The sequence below is a fragment of the Bremerella cremea genome (genome assembly GCF_003335505.1).
Classification (GTDB): Bacteria; Planctomycetota; Planctomycetia; order Pirellulales; family Pirellulaceae; genus Bremerella; species Bremerella cremea_A.
The window spans coordinates 48,399-64,434 of record NZ_QPEX01000024.1; the positions used below are offsets into that span (position 1 = coordinate 48,399).

Below are 16,036 nucleotides of genomic sequence, written 5' to 3' on the forward strand. Positions count from 1 at the left end.
CTTAATCGGAATCGCTAGGGAAGCGTTAGGTGGGTTGGTCGCTAGACGCCGAATGCACCCTTAGCCCGACTAGTTTCCGCGCGAATGACCTTTTATGATTCAAGCATGGAATCAGCAATCCCCACACAGCGTTCTGCGCTCCGTTGCCTTAGTCCTGAAAACCTCGCTGGTCTGCAGCTTACCAAGCTGAATCAGATGTTAGCCGAGGTCTTGCCGCATAACGCGTTTTACGCCGAGAAGTTTTCGGATTGGAAACTTCCTCTTAACTCGCTCGACGAACTCTCGCAGCTTCCCTTCACCTTCAAAGACGAACTGATCGGCAAGCACGAGAGCGGCGATTTAGCGAACAACCGTACTTATGGAATTGAACAGTATGTTCGCTTTCATCGCACCAGTGGCACGCGTGGGCGCCCCATGGTGGTTCTCGATACGGCCACCGACTGGCAGTGGTGGATCGAGGCTTGGCAATACGTCCTCGATGCTGCCGAAATCGACGCTGGCGACCGCTGTTTCTTTGCGTTCAGCTTCGGTCCCTTTGTCGGCTTCTGGAGCGCCTTCGATGCCGCCACCGCCCGGGGCTGCTTGGCTATTCCGAGTGGGGGGCTCAGCACCGTTAGCCGCCTAGAGCTAATCCAGCACAGTCAGGCCACCGCTGTTTTCTGTACCCCCACCTATGCGTTGCACATGGCGGAAGTCGCCCAACAGCATCATATTCATCTCGCAGAACTGGGCGTACGACGGTTGGTTCTCGCTGGTGAGCCAGGGGGATCGATCCCTGAGATTCGCAGCCGCATCGAAACCGCTTGGAATGCGAAAGTCGTCGATCATAGTGGCGCCACCGAGATTGGTCCGTGGGGCTTTAGCGACGAGCAGCAATCAGGCGTGCATGTTAACGAAGCATTCTTCCTGCCAGAGTTTATTTCGCTAGACACCGGTACTCCGGCTGGCGAAGGGGAGTTATCCGAGTTGATCATCACGACGCTCGGCCGCTATGGCAGCCCGGTCATTCGTTATCGAACCGGCGACCTAGTACGTCCTCGCTGGAACACGGCCAGCCCTTGCAACTTCGTTTTGCTGGAAGGAGGCGTGCTAGGGCGCACCGACGACATGCTGATCATTCGGGGAGTGAACGTCTTTCCGACTTCAATCGAACAGATCTTACGCGGCTTCCCCGAAGTGGTCGAATATCGCCTGACGGCAGTCAAGCGTGGGGAAATGGACGCAATTTCCATTGAAGTGGAAGATCGTAAACAAGCCCCTGAGCGGATTGCCCATGAACTGAACTTGCGATTGGGATTGAAGGTGGATGTCGAGCTGGTCGAAGCCGGTACCCTTCCCCGCTTCGAAGGCAAAGGACGACGTTTTATCGATGCCAGAAAGAGCTAACGCTATGCCCCCTCACCCCACTGCTTTGGCTTTGCTGCCGGACGGGCGACTTCGCATTGATTGGAGCGATGACACGATTCGCGTCTATCGCCCCCGCGATCTTCGCGAAGCAAGCCCCGACGCGCTGACCCGCGAAAAGAAATCGCACGTCGAGCAGAAACCCTCAAACGAACTTACCGTGCTCAGCCCCGCAGAACTGGCGTCCTTGACCATCCAAGGAATGCAGCCGGTTGGGCACTACGCATACCAGATCATCTTTAGCGACGGGCACGACTCAGGCATCTTTACTTACGAGTATCTCTACCAACTAGGCGAGTCGCTTGAGCCGTAGCTAGGCAAATTACACTTCGACGTCAAAGTAGAAATCGTGCCAAAAGCTATCGAGAAAATACCCGTGCAGGTAAACGTGTACGCAGACGGCGAGCAACATTAACATGCCCACGCTCAGCAGGAAAATCCCGTACAGGTTCATCGATTGCTTCTGGTGCTGACGCAGGGCGTTCACTAGGGCAAGCTCTAACTGCCGCCAACCGCTGAAGTCTTGCCGGGAGCCAACCGATTTGATTTGCACGTTTCGCGTACCGTGGTCTTCTTCCAAGATCAGATGCAATTGCATCGTCGGCAGAAACAAAGTTTCGCCTGCCCAACGTGCCGCTGGATCAAGACCATCGGCCACCTCCCTTAACAGGGGGCGGAGATTCTTGATCGTCGTGTTGTAAGCAATGATCCGCGGACGGCTGATCAAGATAACGAAGGTGACCAGCAAAAAATATAAGGTCAGCATCATCACCCAGGCATAGCCACCATAGGTTTGAATTGACCAACTTGGCATCATTAAAGCCAGGGGGCCGATCAAAGCTAAACCACTTAGCCCAATGGCCAAAGCCAGCGAGTCCCGCCCACCCGAGGTGATGAACGGCCTGCGGCGAAGATTGATAAAGCCAATCAACAACAAGTAAGCCGCCAACGGACAGATAGCCACCGCCAAACGAACCGGGTCACTTGTTAAATCGCTTGCCATATGAAAGTCCTAAACGGGCGTGGTTGAGGACTTATTTTAGGTTGGGCGACACAACGAGGTCAATTGACGCCCTTTTCGCAGCAACATGCTCGCTTCGGCCTGGGCAAAAGAGGAAAGCTTGCGCGGTTCCTCTCAATACACATACCGTTTGGCGAGAAAGCCTGAAAAAGTCTCTAGGCCACAAGCTCAACTTTGTTGATGCCGTGCTCTTTGCACAAACGATAGACATCGGCTAGATGATCAAAGCGGCACGCGGACCCTGCAAAAATGCGGACGCGCGTATTACCACAGAGGGTACCGCCACATAGTTTGGCAAGCAGTTCTTGCAAAACCACTTGATTCCCATCGACGAACGTTTTGCCCATCGGGGATAAAACCACGTCCAGCCTTTCCGCCGCAGACGTGCCGGTTCGATTGAAATGTCGAGGTGCGATCATTGTCTTCGCTCGCCAGTCCTCAAAAGGTCAGGTTACCAATACTTAAAGGACCCAAAGTTTGCCTGCGAAGTTCACTCGGCTTTACGCACGTTTGGCACTTCGTTCTTTGAGCTCACTCCCCTTAAGCAATTTCTATGCCGAAACTATCCGTTTCGGCGAAGAACTTGACCTTCGACGATTGTCGGTCGAACTCCTTGTTCCCTGGAACGCTGTCTGTGAATCGCCCTGCCCCCGAAAAGATTCTCGAAGACCGAGCGAGCCGCCTCACTTGCCATCTTGGCCACGAGCATCGCCGCCCCTACCATTGCCATCAGTAAGGTCACCCCAATTGCCACAAATGCAGCAATTAAGGCGGCAGCGAGCCATATTAAAGTCTCTACGACGCTTGGCTGCCGGTAGTTCATAACGATAGCCCTCTTTCTTAAATCTCAAACGAACGAAGTATGAAGTTATGATGCTACTTCGTCGAAACCGTTTCAATGTTGGGCTAAAAGTCGATCAAAATGCCGTAATGGCAGTCGCCAAAACGGTCGATAAGTACCTATCGCCAATAACTTTGTGCTTAATCCACTTGTGATTCCGACCGTCGAATGTCACAATGCGAAACAGCCAAGTGCCACTAATATAACCCCGTTGGGGTAGTTTGGGTTGCCGGTCGTCAAAAAACTTTTGCGATCTGTAAATTATCCTTGACTAACCCTGCAAGATTTCCACTCTGGCCGAGTGGCGGAATTGGCAGACGCACAGGACTTAAAATCCTGCGATGGGTAACCATCGTGCGGGTTCGATCCCCGCCTCGGCCACTTATCTTTCTTTTGGGTCAATCGTTGGCCGGTGGTAGCGGTTGAAAGCTCTCTGCCGGCCAGGCCTCGGTTTCATCTCAAGCTCTGCTATAGCCCGCTCTCATTCTCCTAACAGAGCATTCAACAAATCGAAGCTGAGTCAGGGCTGGCCATGACCAAAGAATGGCTTTCCGTTCACGGCTCAACCACCCGGGAAACGCATTCCGAGGCGGACGGCCAAGAGGTGCCCGTTGCCGGGGAATTCACCGTAGGCGGATATTCTTGCCGCTTTCCTGGCGATTGGCGGTTACCGCCTGAGGAGAGAATAAATTGCCAGTGTGGCGTTTTGAGCGGGTTCGTTGTATAGCGTCAAAATGAACCGCTAAAAAACAGATAAAAATATGCCTTTAATCGATGCGAGATCACTCGCGTGAAAAGAACCCAACCGCCTGGCAATAAGCGTTTTTTCAATCGTGAAAGGCTTTGAACATTTCACTGTTGAAGATTGCCTGAGACCTGTTTGGGGAAAATTGGGTGAAGTCGAGTCTATTGCGAATGCGAAGGGAGCATTTCGACTTGCAGTTGTTGAACTTATCGGGAGCACGATGACATCCGGTCCCCTATTAGCACCAGACCTGGAAATAACCACAACAGGTCTAGGCTTCGAACCGACACCGCCAGAAAATGGAAAGTTACATAGATAAATCTCTCCAGGAATCATAGCGGCTCGCCATCATCCATGGTGTATACGTCTTCTTCTGGCTCATTCCAGAAAGACAATGCCGACTCCCCTACAATTAGCTGCTGCATGGTCGATATTTCGTCATCATCATTTTCCGCAAGGCACGTCACTCCGTTTTCTTGATCAGGCAACTGTGCATTAAAATTCGAGTCGAACGCGGGATCGTGATGCGTTGACTTTTGTGTGGTTTCTATGATTTGCTTATTCGGCGTTGCCCATTTCATTCTCATCATCCTTATTTTCGTTATCCGAGACATCAAATTGCCCGAGGAATGCCCTTCCCTTTTCAGTAACAAACTTGTATGTCTCGTCAATGTTGCTAAGTATCGGGTCAAAATTTTGCGAATCTAAGTCAATTGGCGGAAGTACCGGATATGTCGACGCGATCTCCATCCATACTTGCCTAATATCTTGAGCATACGTTTCAAACCGCATGGTCACGAAACTGCCATGGTGCCTGGGCGTCGAGTCATCCACCTCTGTAATTTGATAATCCGTTGTCGTCTCCTCCGAAGCATCGCCTTGACCATCATCAACATGATCGTGGGCAAACATCTCCGGAGGCATAAAGCGAAATCGCACTCCGAAAAATGATGGCGGGCGTTCAAAAGGATCGATTTTGTCCATTACACTCGCCACTCGCCCGGCGAGCAAATCAAGCGAGTTTCGCACGTTATGCGGCTGTGCCAAACAGTGAATCTTACATCTCTGCATTACAACCGGAGGACACCGGTGGTCGACGTCTCTGACCGCTTGCAGTATTTGCGAGACAATGTCCTGAAAAGTCTCAACCTCAAAATCTGGCTTTAATTCCTCAATTGTCAGCGAGTGCTTTCTGAGTTCGATAGACGACCTGCTCGATGAACTACGATCCGTTGAAAGAGTAATCGTGCTAGATGTCATTTCGATATTGTCATAAGCCGTTTCAACAGGAAGCTGTGCCATCTGAGCATAGAGTTTCCGTCCAAACGCCTTTCCGAAGCTAAGCTCATCAATCGGAAGAAACTCTAATTCCGTGTGAAAAAGAATCGCCCTTGGTTCGCCTAGCATGAATCGCCTTTACTTCTTAAGCATCATCCCTAATTACGCTCAACGTCGATAGCTTCTTGAAAAAAAGCCAAAACAACACAGATTCGGGAGGTGGGTTGTATGAATACCTTCTATGCAGGTCCTTGTCCACAGTTGAACCTTGAATTTTACAATATTTCCAGTCTCCATTCAAGAACCGATATTGACAATACGCCAACTAGCGAAGTTCGCTTAAGATAACAAACAACCCAAGATTGTAGGCAATTCGGCTCAGCCTTACCAAACCAAAAACCAAACCAAATGGCGCTATCTGGGGATAAGCGTAGATGCCCAGAGGGCAAGAAACACCGGGGAAACAGGGCATTTACTTGCCCTACAGATATCCTGGAAGCCCTAGTGCCTTACTTAAAATCCTGCGATGGGTAACCATCGTGCGGGTTCGATCCCCGCCTCGGCCACTTATCTTTCTTTTGGGTCAATCGTTGGCCGGTGGTAGCGGTTGAAAGCTCTCTGCCGGCCAGGCCTCGGTTTCATCTTCATCATGATTCGCGTTTGCGATCATGAACTCTTAACCAACCTGCGAAACAATCGCCTGGATTGGTTTTCTTCCTGGATACCGACCCCTTCGGGGGATCAGCCACCATATCCTCACCTCTTGAGAGCCGATTTTGCTTGTTCTCATTTTGGAGAAGTCGATGAAAACGTTTGGCCCTCTCGTCCAGCGATGCCTGTTGGTCTTCTTTCTGGTTGGCAGCTCTGCACTGGCACATGATGGACACGAACACGCGGTGAAGGTCGAGCCGGCCGCGTATTATGCTCCTACCGCGATGCCTGACCGCATTATTTTGACCTGGACGGGCGATCCAGCCACTTCGCAGGCAGTGACTTGGCGTACTTCCACCGATGTTGCCGAAGCCTATGCCGAAATCGCGGTGGCCGATGGTTCCCCCAAGTTCGATGAGAAAGCCAAGCAAGTTGTTGCCCAGACGCAGCCGCTTGAGACCGATATCAATACGGCCAATTTTCACACGGTCGAATTTCAAGATCTGCAGCCAGGGACGAAGTACGCCTACCGCGTGGGGCATGGTGAGAACTGGAGCGAGTGGTTTCAGTTTTCGACACCGCGCGAAAACGAAGACAAGTTCTCGTTCATCTATTTTGGTGACGCGCAGAACGACATACGCTCGAAGTGGTCGCGAGTGATTCGGGAAGCGTACAGCGACGCCCCGAAAGCTGCGTTCATGTTACACGCTGGCGACCTGATCAATCATGCGGAAAACGATGCCGAGTGGGGCGAATGGTTCGGAGCTGGCTCGTTTCTGAACGCCATGATCCCCAGCGTTCCCGTGCCAGGCAATCACGAACAAGCAAAGCAAGAGAACGGCGAGCGTCGTCTAACTCATCACTGGCGTCCTTCGTTCGCCTTGCCTGAAAACGGCCCGGCTGGCATGGAGGAAACCTGTTACACGCTGAGCTTTGGCAACATGCTGATCGTCGCCATGAACAGTTCGGAAGATCTCGAAGTTCAAGCCAAATGGCTGACCAAGGTATTGCAAGACAACGACAAACCTTGGGTCGTTTGTACGTTCCATCACCCGGTCTACTCGACCGGCAAAGGCAGAGACAACGAAAAACTACGAAACACCTGGAAACCGATCTTCGACAAGTACAAGGTCGACCTGGTGCTGCAAGGGCACGACCATACCTACGGTCGAACCGGGCTCGAAACGCCGCTTGTTTCTAGCGAAGAAGGCAAACAAGAGAAGAACATTCCGACCGGAGTCAACAACTTCGACGGTAAAACAGGCACCGTCTATGTGGTGTCGGTAAGTGGGCCGAAGATGTATAGCCTCGCTCCAGAACCGTTCATGAATAGCACTGCCGCGAACACGCAGCTTTATCAAATTATCTCGGTCGATGGGAACACCCTGACGTACGAAGCGCGTACTGCGGTTGGTGAGATCTACGATAGTTTCACACTGAAGAAACAAGCCGGAGAAATCAACCAACTCATCGAAGGCCCGATCGTGAAGAAACAGGCGGCGGCCGAGTAAACGCCTCGCAGCGTTGCCTGTTAAAAGCGGTCGACATGGGCGCGAAACAATTCCATGGTCATTCCGTTGGCGACATGCACGGCGGTCACGCCTAAGTCGCCCACTTCGCGGATGTTCCTCATTTCGTCATCAAAGAAAAGCATCTTTTCGTACGCAACGCCGCTATCCTTTCGCAAGGCAGAAAAATGCCGTACTTTCGACGAGGGGTAGATCTCGGCAAAGGCGAAACGGTGCGTGATCGCCAACAGATCTAACAGTTCCTTAGCCCACCTTGGCTGTTCCGTGCGTGAAGCCAAGGCCAGCGGAATCGCTTGCTGATTGCAGTAGTCGAGAATCGCTTCCACATCGTCGTAGCAACGAATGTGGCGTTGTGTGCGATCGACGATCCGCTTCTGATCGATACGAAACGGGGGACTCAGGCAATCACACCATGTCCCTCCGCAGTCCCATAACGTGAAGTCAAGATCAAACACAATCAGGCTGGGACCAGGCAACGATTTTAGCTCCGTAAAATTGAGTGAGTGAGTGAACGTCTCGTTCTCTGCTAACAGCAGCCGTGTCGGAGCAAGAAACGGGCCCCGACGATCGGCTTCACTCAGGCAGCACGATTCTTCATGTTTCTTTAACCACTGCTTCGCTGCAGGCTGGGGCAAAGGCAGCCTCTGGCGACTATAATACGTGCTTTTCACCATTAAAGCGACTCACTGCTTATATAGAGGATTTTTGGATGCGTATCTGGCTTGGATTATCACTTGTGGCCTTCGCGGCATTTGGATGTTTCCCCAGCACAGGACAAGCACAAATGATCGTTGCCCATCGTGGTGCCTCGTTCGTCGCCCCAGAAAACACTTTGGCGTCGTTTCAGGAAGCCTGGCAGCAAGATGCCGATGTCGTGGAAGGAGACTTCTATCTGACCAAGGATGGAGCAATTGTCTGCATCCACGACAAGAACACCGAACGTACCTCAGGCGGAACAGCTAAATTAAAGATCGAGGACTCGACGCTGGAAGAACTTCGTGCGATTGATGTCGGCACTTGGAAAGCCCCCAAGTACGCTGGCCAAAAGATTCCAACCTTAGAAGAAGTGCTGGCCACCATTCCCGAAAACGGCAAGATTTTCATCGAGATCAAGTCTGGCCCTGAAATCGTCGAGCCGCTTCAAGCAGCATTGAAGAAGGCCAACCTGAAAGACGAGCAAGTTATCTTCATCTGCTTCAACGAAGAAGTGGTAAGCCAGTGCCGCGAAAAAATGCCGCAACATAAAGCAAGCTGGCTAACCAGCTACAAACAAAACAAGCTATCGGGCAAGTGGAGCCCATCGCTTGAATCGGTTGTGAAAACACTTAAAAAAACCGGTGCCACTGGACTTGGTACCCAAGCCAACGATACCGTGGTAACGCCTGAATTTGTCAAAGCAATCCGCGATGCGGGCATCGAATGCCATGTGTGGACAGTCAACGATCCGCAGCAAGCACAACGTTATGCAGAACTTGGGTTTGATTCGATAACAACCGATAAACCAGCTGAGATTCGTGCGGCGGTCACCAGCGAAAACAAGTAGCTCGTTGCCTACGGCAACGATGGCTCTTGAAAAGCGAGTAAAGCGTTGTGAGCTTGGGGCCCCGCTGGCAAACGTAAAATGAATTTACAGCCGTGCCCCTGGCCATCCGACTCTAACTTGATTGTGCCGCCATGAAAATCGATGATTCGCTTTACAATGGCCAGCCCGATCCCTGTTCCACCTGAGTCGGGATCAAGCTTGTCGAACAATTGAAAGATGCGTTCCTGAAATTCAACTGCGACCCCAGGCCCATTGTCGGTCACTTCGACAACGACAAAGTCTTCGTCCTTCGTCGCCGAAATATTGACCTGAGGGTTAGCCTCACGATTATGCTTAATCGCATTGTCGATCAAGTTTTGCATGAGCTGACGAATCTGAACCGGATCGCCAAAGATGGTCAGTTCGCTACACGCATTGCCCACTTCTGCCCCGCGTGCTTCAATTTCGCCAGCCAACAGCGTGATGGCCTCACCAATCACCTCTTGCAACGAAATGGTCGAACGCGTTTTCAGGTTACGACCAATCCGTGAAAGTTCTAGCAGGTCGTCCAGCAATTGTTTCATACCGTCGGCGGCTGAACCGATGATGGTAAGATCTTCCTGAATGGCTTTCTGATCGTTATTGGCCAAGTCTTCACTTAAGATGCCCAGAAAACCTTTGATGGTAATCAGCGGTGACTTCAGGTCGTGCGAGACGGTATAGGTAAACTGTTTAAGCTCGGCGTTAGTTGCTTCTAAATTACGAATGAGTGCTTCGCGTACCCTTTCCGATTCAATTCGCTCGGTAATATCAGTTAACGCAAATACTCCTCCGGCAAACGCCCCGTCCTGATCAAACAAAGGAGCGCCATTAATCGAAACGATCATCTCGTCATCCGGTGCAAACCGAATTCGATAGCAAATATCGTAGACCGATTTCTGCGACTTGCTAACTCTCGCAAAAGGACGGCACTCGTCAGGCAGAGGATTGCCCGATAAATCAAACAATTGCCAGGGGAACGTGTAAATCACCTTGTCGACAAGTTCATTACGACCAACCCGCAAGGAATTCTCTAGGGCGGTATTCAAAAACTGAATCGCTCCTTCGGCGTTCACCACCATGATCGAAGCAACGCTTGTTTCCATCACTTGATCCAAGAGGGCCTTCTCCCACCGCAATTGCTCTTCGGCACGAATGCGGTCGGTGATGTTAACGGCGATTCCCATTATCTGGGTAGGCTCACCCTTGCTATTTCGCTGAAAGACCACACGCTGAATATCAAACCAAAGCCAATCTCCGTTCTTATGCCGCACACGGAGGTTGTCACGTCGTACCGCCGGTTCGTCCGATTCGAACCAGTTACGATGTGATTGGATGATGCGCGGCAAATCATCAGGATGAAAAGCTTCCACATAAAACTTGGATCCGAGTTGCTCGATGATTTCCTTAGAGTAACCGAGTTGTCGCTCCATATTATCGTTAGCGAACACAATCGATTCAGATGCGAGATCAAAGATGTAGATGATTCCAGGTGACGCGCTGATTACATTCTCAGCGAATTCCTTGGCCGCTTGCGTCTGCTGTTCCGCCGCCTTCCGCAGAGTTGCATCACGAGCTGCCGACATAACAAACGATTGTCCGGCTCGTTCCAAGACTGTCAGCCGTATTTCAACAGGAAATGTCGTTCCATCCTTTCGTCGATGGACGCGTTCCACCAGTGGATGATAGTTGCGACCGTTGCGTGCGAGTTCATTCCACACCCGCATCCCATCCGCTAGATTCCAGTCGAGATCGATATCGGCCACTGACATGCCAATAAGTTCTTCGCGAAGGTATCCTAAGCTATGACAAGCCTCCTGATTGGCATCAATGATCTTCCCTTGTAAATCACGCACATAGATAGCGTCCGCGGCCCCATCAAACAAAAGGCGAAAGCGTGTTTCACTAGTTTCGATCGTTCTCAGGTGGGCTTCCTGACGCTGGCTAGCCACATCCAATTCGTCGGCCATATTGTTAAAAGAATCGGCCAGGATAGCGAACTCTCCTGAGCGTTTGGAAGTGATGCGAACGGCTTGTTCACCACGCGCATAACGGTGTATCGTCTGAATGATCTCTTGTAACGGCCGTAGCGTCCGCTCGCTGAAGAACAGGGCCAAGATCACTGCAGCCGTCAATCCGCAAGCAACAGCAGTAATTTTAGACCAGGCAAGGCGATTGTAGACCGTCGTGATGCGGGCCTCGGGAATCGCCTCGACCAATTTCCAATAGGTATCGGGCACATCTGCAACCGAAACTAAATAGCTTTCGCCGTCCTTGTTCACCAGCTTTGGGGTCTGAGCGAGATTGGAGTGTTCTTTCAGAAAATCGGCCATCCCTGTGGCTGCAATCAAATGATTGGCATCATCCATTAATGCCAAGAAACCACCTTGCCTCACTTCCATCGAACGCACAAAGTTGACCAATTCCGAGTCAAGAATCGAGAGCCCAAAAGCGCCACGCTGAGTACCATCTTCACCAAAGACAGGCACGATCATCAGCAGAATATCTCTTCCTGAATCGCGGCTTTTCAAGATCCGTGTAATCACGGTCTCTCCACGTAAGAGCCCAGGAAAATAGTCACGATCAGCCACATTGAAATTCGAGCCGTTCGCGGCGTGAACCTTGCCGTTCATCTCGTAAAAGTAGAGCCGTTCAATCTTGGGGGGAGTGCCACTCTCTTGCGACTTGAGAAAGCTCACGATCTCGGGCACTTCGCCATTTTTAAGCAGAGGCATCGAAGCAATCGCCTTCAGCAAGGCAAGCTTTTCGTCCATAAAGAACTTAACCTCGTTCCGCTTCGCGTCGAGGTTAGCCCACATGGTCTGGTCGATCTGCTCTTGCAGCAGGCCCTGGGTAATGTAGGAATCGAGAACCGTAGCCAGACCAACCGCAATCAGCGCGGGTACCGCCCCAAGAAAAAAGTATTTGCGAAGAAGATTCACGATCGACGAACTTCGGCTTCAAGGAACCGGGAGGGCAAAGAAATCATCGCCTGATTATCTCGCAAGGATACCGGTCCGTCAAAACCGAAATATCTCTCCGCTCGGAAAGTCGCAAGCTTTTGTGTTAGTTTGCGACTACTAGAATGCCAACCACAATCAGAACAAGTTGGCTAAATAGCACAATCCCCAACATCCACTGCAGACGATGGCGAAAATGGGGGGAGCTTTGTTGGCTTAGAATTGCCTGGCGACGCTCCTCAAAACTGGGGTATAGCCATGTTTTTTGATCTGGGCGAACACCAGATAGCAGCGTCAACCGTGATAATGCCTTCGTTAGGTCGCGTACCCCTTGGCGACGATCGCCGCATTGGCGACTCAACGTGTCAACGGCATAAGCATCGGCGTGAAACTCCAGCAGTGGAGCCACCATGTGCAGCATGAGTCCCATATAGCCAGCGGTCGCTAACATGGCACCAATCTGGGCAACGGTTTGCCAGGCACTTAACTGTTCGGCTTGTTGCACAAGGGCCAGTCCTAGAATCCCGCCAGCAAACACGATGCAAATCCGCATTGGCACATGCCACAGCTTGAGATGCCCCATCTCGTGAGCCACGATGGCGGCGACACCCCGTGGAGAAAGCTGGGTGAACAAAGCATCGCTGACCAAAACAAACGAAAAGCCCGGCAAGCACCCCACGACTGCCGCGTTGCAGATTCGTTCGCCGGTGTCGCAAACTCGCAACCGTTGCACGAAGTCCTCATTCCCCGCAGGGAGCGATTGCAAAAGCTTCAGGCTTTGTCCATCCGAGAGCTTTCGCAATGGAAAAAGCCAACGTGCCAATAAGGGGTAACCGATCACCGCCAACAAAGGGATAAGCATCGCCGTGAATGGCGAAAGCACCCAGCCTGCGGAACTTACGGCGAAAAACGATATAAGAGAGAGCGGAAGCAACAATAGCACCTAGAGAAGAACGGGGCGAAAAAATCTCGCTCCTACTCAGAATAATTCGCTCGGGTGCCAGATCAATTGCGAGCATGCGCATAAAAAACCGGCAAACAATGTGCTTTGCCGGTTTTTACGATTCTACGGATTAAAGCGAACTTATCGCATCCAGCTTGGCATTTCGCCAGAGGCAGGCAATTCGATCACCTTGCAGCTGGTGATGTTATCGCTGCTCATCACTTCTTTGACCGAAGCTTCGCTTGGCAGGCCATCTAGATTCAACACACCGACAGCGCTGCCTGGCGTAACACTGGAACGACCAACCGCCATCTGAGCGATATTGATCTGGTGGTTGCCAAAGATCGTTCCCACCTTGCCAATGATGCCAGGAACATCGTTGTGGGCAAACACGAACAGCGTGCCGTCGAGGTAAGCTTCCAGACGCTGGCCATCAAGCAAGATCAAACGAGGCATATTGCTGCCGAACAACGTGCCCCCGATCTGATGGGACTTGCCCCCTTCTTCGATCGTAGCGGTAATGCTGCTGCTGAAGCTGCCCAGCTCGGTGCTGGTTTCGGTCGAAAGATCGACACCCCGATCGAGGAGCAACATCTCGGAGTTGATAATATTTGGCTCGTCTTCCAAGGCCTTGGCCAGGAAACCAGCACAGAACGAAGCGGTCAGCAATTTCGTATTCTTGCTGCTAACTTCGCCGCGATAAGTCAACTTTACCGATTTGACACCGCCAGAATGAACCTGAGCAGCGACCAAACCCAAACGATAAGCCACATCGAGGTAACCACGAATGTTCTCAAGCGTTTTGGGGTCGAGCGGAGCGACGTTAACGGCATGGCGGATTTCGCCGGTCGTTAAATAGTTAACCACCAATTGAACCGCTTCGACTGCCACCTGCGTCTGAGCCTCTTCGGTGCTGGCCCCTAAGTGTGGCGTGCAAACGACATTCTCCATGCCGAACAGCGGGCTATCCGTGCAAGGCTCTTCGGCGTAAACGTCCAAAGCCACACCGCCAAGGTGCCCCGACTTCAAACCTTCCACCAAAGCTTCTTCGTTGTAGATGCCACCTCGAGCACAGTTGATCAACCGCGCACCTGGCTTCAACAGCTTGATTGACTCGGCACTGATCATGTCCTTCGTCTCCGGAGTAAGCGGAGTATGGACGGTCAGATAATCAATGTGCGGGAGCATCTCTGGCACGGTGGGCGAAAGCTCGATCCCCAGTTCGGCAGCTCGCTCCGGGCTAACGAATGGATCGTAGGCAATCACTCGCATCTCGAAGGCTAGAGCCCGTTTGGCGACTTCCAGCCCGATGCGGCCCAAGCCGACCACGCCCAGCGTTTTGTCGGCCAACTGCGTCCCCATGTACTTCTTTCGATCCCAACGTCGTTCTACCAAGCTTTGATTGGCAGCCGGTACGTTACGAGAAAGCGCCATCATCAAGCAGAACGCATGTTCGGCCGTGCTGATGGTGTTGCCGGTGGGCGTGTTCATCACCACGATGCCATGCCGGGCGGCTGCTTTGGAATCGATGTTATCGGTACCGACCCCAGCCCGGGCGATCACCTTCAAGTTGGTGTTGCCTTCCAACGATTCGGCAGTGATCTTCACGCCACTACGGCAGATCGCCCCGTCGAATTCGTTGAGGGCACTACGCAGTTCTTCCCCTTTCAGGCCGGTGCGAACTTCGTATTCAATACCCGGGGCCTGATCCAAAAGATCAAGACCTTCCTGAGCAAGCGTATCGAGAACAATAACTTTAGGCATGATGCGTTTCTTTGGCGGTTGAGGGTTTGCCAGCGAGGTTAGGTTGGTTTGGAATATTTACTTCTTGAACTTCAGCATGAAGTCACGAAGTTTCTCGACGCCTTCGACCGGCATCGCGTTGTAAATCGAAGCACGAACACCACCGACGCTGCGATGCCCGCCCAATTGGGTCAGGCCCACTTCGTTTGCTTCGGCCAGGAATCGCTTTTCAGACTCTTCGTCCCCCAGCTTGAAAGTGACGTTCATCATCGAACGATCTTCCGGCAAGGCATGACCGATGTAGAAACCATTCGACTGATCGATCGCATCGTACAAGAGCTTGGCTTTGGCTTCGTTTTGCTTTTGGATCTTTTCGAGGCCGCCCATGTCTTCCTGTAGCCACTTGCAGACCAAGCCCAGCAAGTAAATGCCAAAGGTCGGCGGGGTGTTCCACATCGAGTCGTTTTCGGCGTGGTTACGATAGACCAAATAGCCTGGCAGATCGCTGCTGGCCTGTTCCATCAAGTCCTTCCGAATGATCACCACAGTCACGCCAGCAGGACCGGCGTTCTTTTGGGCACAAGCGTAGATCAAACCGTACTTGGAAACGTCGACCGGGCGGCTCATGAAATCGGACGAAAGATCCGAGACCAGTGGTACGTTGCCGACTTCCGGTTCGGCCTGGAACTGCACCCCTTGGATCGTTTCGTTCGAGGTCATGTGAACGTAGGCGGCATCCGGAGTCAGCTTCAGATCGGCCTGCTTGGGCAAGCAGTTGTAGTTGGTTGGCTTGCCATCCCAGGCCACATTGGTTTTGCCTTCTTTAACCGCTTCTTCCAGGGCCTTCTTTCCCCAGCTACCGGTCAAGATGTAATCAGCCGTCTTGTCGGTCCCTTTCAACAAATTGATAGGGATCATCGAAAACTGCAGACGCGAACCACCTTGCAGGAATAGGACGTCATGCGTATCGGGAATGTTCAACAGCGAAACAAGACGCGTCTTGGCATCGGCATGAATCGCCATGTACGGCTTACCGCGGTGACTCAGTTCCATCACCGAACTACCGACGCCTGGCAGGGCGAGCAAATCGCGCTGGGCTTCTTCAAGCACAGGCAGGGGCATGACGGCAGGACCAGCGGAGAAATTGAAAACGCGTTCTGGCATGACAGTCGGCTCTAAGAGGATGGCGACCGATTAACTCACCTGCGTCTCCCGACGAGACAGCCCAGGCGGAACCGGTAAGCAGTGAGTAAACCCAAATTTTACGAGGAATTCGGCTTCGATAGAAGCGGCCCCCTGCCCTACTCGGCAGAATTGAAACCGCCGGGCACAAATCGAGTCATAACAGAGGGATACAGAT

At 52.0% G+C, this 16,036-nt stretch carries 14 protein-coding genes and 1 tRNA gene; 5 read left to right on the top strand and 10 right to left on the bottom strand.

Going from position 1 to position 16,036, the window contains the following annotated elements; all coding sequences use genetic code 11:
* Nucleotides 1-105 precede the first annotated feature (105 nt).
* Nucleotides 106-1,386: a phenylacetate--CoA ligase family protein gene (locus DTL42_RS11540; RefSeq protein ID WP_114368884.1), complete on the top strand. Its 1,281-nt coding sequence runs from the start codon at nucleotides 106-108 to the stop codon at nucleotides 1,384-1,386.
* A gap of 4 nt (nucleotides 1,387-1,390) precedes the next feature.
* Entirely contained in the window at nucleotides 1,391-1,717 is a 327-nt protein-coding gene (locus DTL42_RS11545) for a gamma-butyrobetaine hydroxylase-like domain-containing protein (RefSeq protein WP_114368885.1), read from the top strand.
* Between the two features lie 9 nt (nucleotides 1,718-1,726).
* Here the strand turns inward: DTL42_RS11545 and DTL42_RS11550 are convergent, their stop codons facing one another.
* Both DTL42_RS11550 and DTL42_RS11555 read right to left on the bottom strand, forming a co-directional pair.
* The gene (locus tag DTL42_RS11550; protein ID WP_114368886.1) at nucleotides 1,727-2,407 is read right to left on the bottom strand and encodes a hypothetical protein; all 681 of its coding nucleotides are present in this window, start codon (nucleotides 2,405-2,407) and stop codon (nucleotides 1,727-1,729) included.
* Between the two features lie 173 nt (nucleotides 2,408-2,580).
* A complete protein-coding gene (locus DTL42_RS11555; protein WP_114368887.1) occupies nucleotides 2,581-2,844 on the bottom strand; it encodes a hypothetical protein in 264 nt (87 codons plus the stop codon).
* A gap of 717 nt (nucleotides 2,845-3,561) precedes the next feature.
* Here DTL42_RS11555 and DTL42_RS11565 point away from each other — a divergent pair.
* Nucleotides 3,562-3,647 (top strand) — tRNA-Leu (locus DTL42_RS11565).
* 361 nt (nucleotides 3,648-4,008) lie between these two features.
* Here the strand turns inward: DTL42_RS11565 and DTL42_RS27125 are convergent.
* From DTL42_RS27125 to DTL42_RS11585, 3 genes are read right to left on the bottom strand one after another with little or no spacing between them, the layout of a single operon-like run.
* On the bottom strand, nucleotides 4,009-4,347 hold the full coding sequence (locus DTL42_RS27125; RefSeq protein WP_114368890.1) for a type II toxin-antitoxin system PemK/MazF family toxin: 339 nt from the start codon (nucleotides 4,345-4,347) through the stop codon (nucleotides 4,009-4,011).
* Nucleotides 4,344-4,592: a hypothetical protein gene (locus DTL42_RS11580; protein WP_114368891.1), complete on the bottom strand. Its 249-nt coding sequence runs from the start codon at nucleotides 4,590-4,592 to the stop codon at nucleotides 4,344-4,346. Before DTL42_RS11580 ends, DTL42_RS27125 begins: the two co-directional genes overlap by 4 nt.
* Nucleotides 4,570-5,418, bottom strand: a complete 849-nt coding sequence (locus tag DTL42_RS11585; RefSeq protein WP_114368892.1) for a hypothetical protein — start codon at nucleotides 5,416-5,418, stop codon at nucleotides 4,570-4,572. The genes DTL42_RS11580 and DTL42_RS11585 overlap by 23 nt, the downstream gene beginning before the upstream one ends.
* Nucleotides 5,419-6,092: 674 nt before the next feature.
* Here DTL42_RS11585 and DTL42_RS11590 point away from each other — a divergent pair.
* Complete coding sequence (locus DTL42_RS11590) at nucleotides 6,093-7,451, top strand: purple acid phosphatase family protein (RefSeq protein WP_114368893.1); 1,359 nt, start codon at nucleotides 6,093-6,095, stop codon at nucleotides 7,449-7,451.
* Between the two features lie 20 nt (nucleotides 7,452-7,471).
* Here DTL42_RS11590 and DTL42_RS11595 read toward each other — a convergent pair whose 3' ends face one another.
* The gene (locus DTL42_RS11595) at nucleotides 7,472-8,104 is read right to left on the bottom strand and encodes a magnesium-dependent phosphatase-1 (protein WP_234824172.1); all 633 of its coding nucleotides are present in this window, start codon (nucleotides 8,102-8,104) and stop codon (nucleotides 7,472-7,474) included.
* Nucleotides 8,105-8,178: 74 nt separating this feature from the next.
* On the opposite strand from DTL42_RS11595, the gene DTL42_RS11600 reads away from it, so the two are divergent.
* Nucleotides 8,179-9,012, top strand: coding sequence for a glycerophosphodiester phosphodiesterase (locus DTL42_RS11600; RefSeq protein ID WP_114368895.1), 834 nt, complete (start codon nucleotides 8,179-8,181; stop codon nucleotides 9,010-9,012).
* An 8-nt stretch (nucleotides 9,013-9,020) separates the two neighbouring features.
* Here the strand turns inward: DTL42_RS11600 and DTL42_RS11605 are convergent, their stop codons facing one another.
* From DTL42_RS11605 to serC, 4 genes are all read right to left on the bottom strand, one after another.
* The gene (locus DTL42_RS11605; RefSeq protein ID WP_114368896.1) at nucleotides 9,021-11,972 is read right to left on the bottom strand and encodes a PAS domain S-box protein; all 2,952 of its coding nucleotides are present in this window, start codon (nucleotides 11,970-11,972) and stop codon (nucleotides 9,021-9,023) included.
* Between the two features lie 124 nt (nucleotides 11,973-12,096).
* The gene (locus DTL42_RS11610) at nucleotides 12,097-12,873 is read right to left on the bottom strand and encodes a M48 family metalloprotease (protein WP_147274253.1); all 777 of its coding nucleotides are present in this window, start codon (nucleotides 12,871-12,873) and stop codon (nucleotides 12,097-12,099) included.
* A 201-nt stretch (nucleotides 12,874-13,074) separates the two neighbouring features.
* On the bottom strand, nucleotides 13,075-14,697 hold the full coding sequence (serA, locus tag DTL42_RS11615; protein ID WP_114368898.1) for a phosphoglycerate dehydrogenase: 1,623 nt from the start codon (nucleotides 14,695-14,697) through the stop codon (nucleotides 13,075-13,077).
* A gap of 57 nt (nucleotides 14,698-14,754) precedes the next feature.
* A complete protein-coding gene (gene serC, locus DTL42_RS11620) occupies nucleotides 14,755-15,840 on the bottom strand; it encodes a 3-phosphoserine/phosphohydroxythreonine transaminase (protein WP_114368899.1) in 1,086 nt (361 codons plus the stop codon).
* Nucleotides 15,841-16,036: the final 196 nt, after the last annotated feature.

What these genes read in the sequence shown, in the direction of transcription:
- DTL42_RS11555 (WP_114368887.1), bottom strand. Translation starts at nt 2,844, where the DNA reads ATGATCGCACCTCGACATTTCAATCGAACCGGCACGTCTGCGGCGGAA.
- serC (WP_114368899.1), bottom strand. Translation starts at nt 15,840, where the DNA reads ATGCCAGAACGCGTTTTCAATTTCTCCGCTGGTCCTGCCGTCATGCCC.
- DTL42_RS11600 (WP_114368895.1), top strand. Translation starts at nt 8,179, where the DNA reads ATGCGTATCTGGCTTGGATTATCACTTGTGGCCTTCGCGGCATTTGGA.
- DTL42_RS11545 (WP_114368885.1), top strand. Translation starts at nt 1,391, where the DNA reads ATGCCCCCTCACCCCACTGCTTTGGCTTTGCTGCCGGACGGGCGACTT.
- DTL42_RS27125 (WP_114368890.1), bottom strand. Translation starts at nt 4,347, where the DNA reads ATGATTCCTGGAGAGATTTATCTATGTAACTTTCCATTTTCTGGCGGT.
- DTL42_RS11550 (WP_114368886.1), bottom strand. Translation starts at nt 2,407, where the DNA reads ATGGCAAGCGATTTAACAAGTGACCCGGTTCGTTTGGCGGTGGCTATC.
- DTL42_RS11585 (WP_114368892.1), bottom strand. Translation starts at nt 5,418, where the DNA reads ATGCTAGGCGAACCAAGGGCGATTCTTTTTCACACGGAATTAGAGTTT.
- DTL42_RS11540 (WP_114368884.1), top strand. Translation starts at nt 106, where the DNA reads ATGGAATCAGCAATCCCCACACAGCGTTCTGCGCTCCGTTGCCTTAGT.
- serA (WP_114368898.1), bottom strand. Translation starts at nt 14,697, where the DNA reads ATGCCTAAAGTTATTGTTCTCGATACGCTTGCTCAGGAAGGTCTTGAT.
- DTL42_RS11590 (WP_114368893.1), top strand. Translation starts at nt 6,093, where the DNA reads ATGAAAACGTTTGGCCCTCTCGTCCAGCGATGCCTGTTGGTCTTCTTT.
- DTL42_RS11580 (WP_114368891.1), bottom strand. Translation starts at nt 4,592, where the DNA reads ATGAAATGGGCAACGCCGAATAAGCAAATCATAGAAACCACACAAAAG.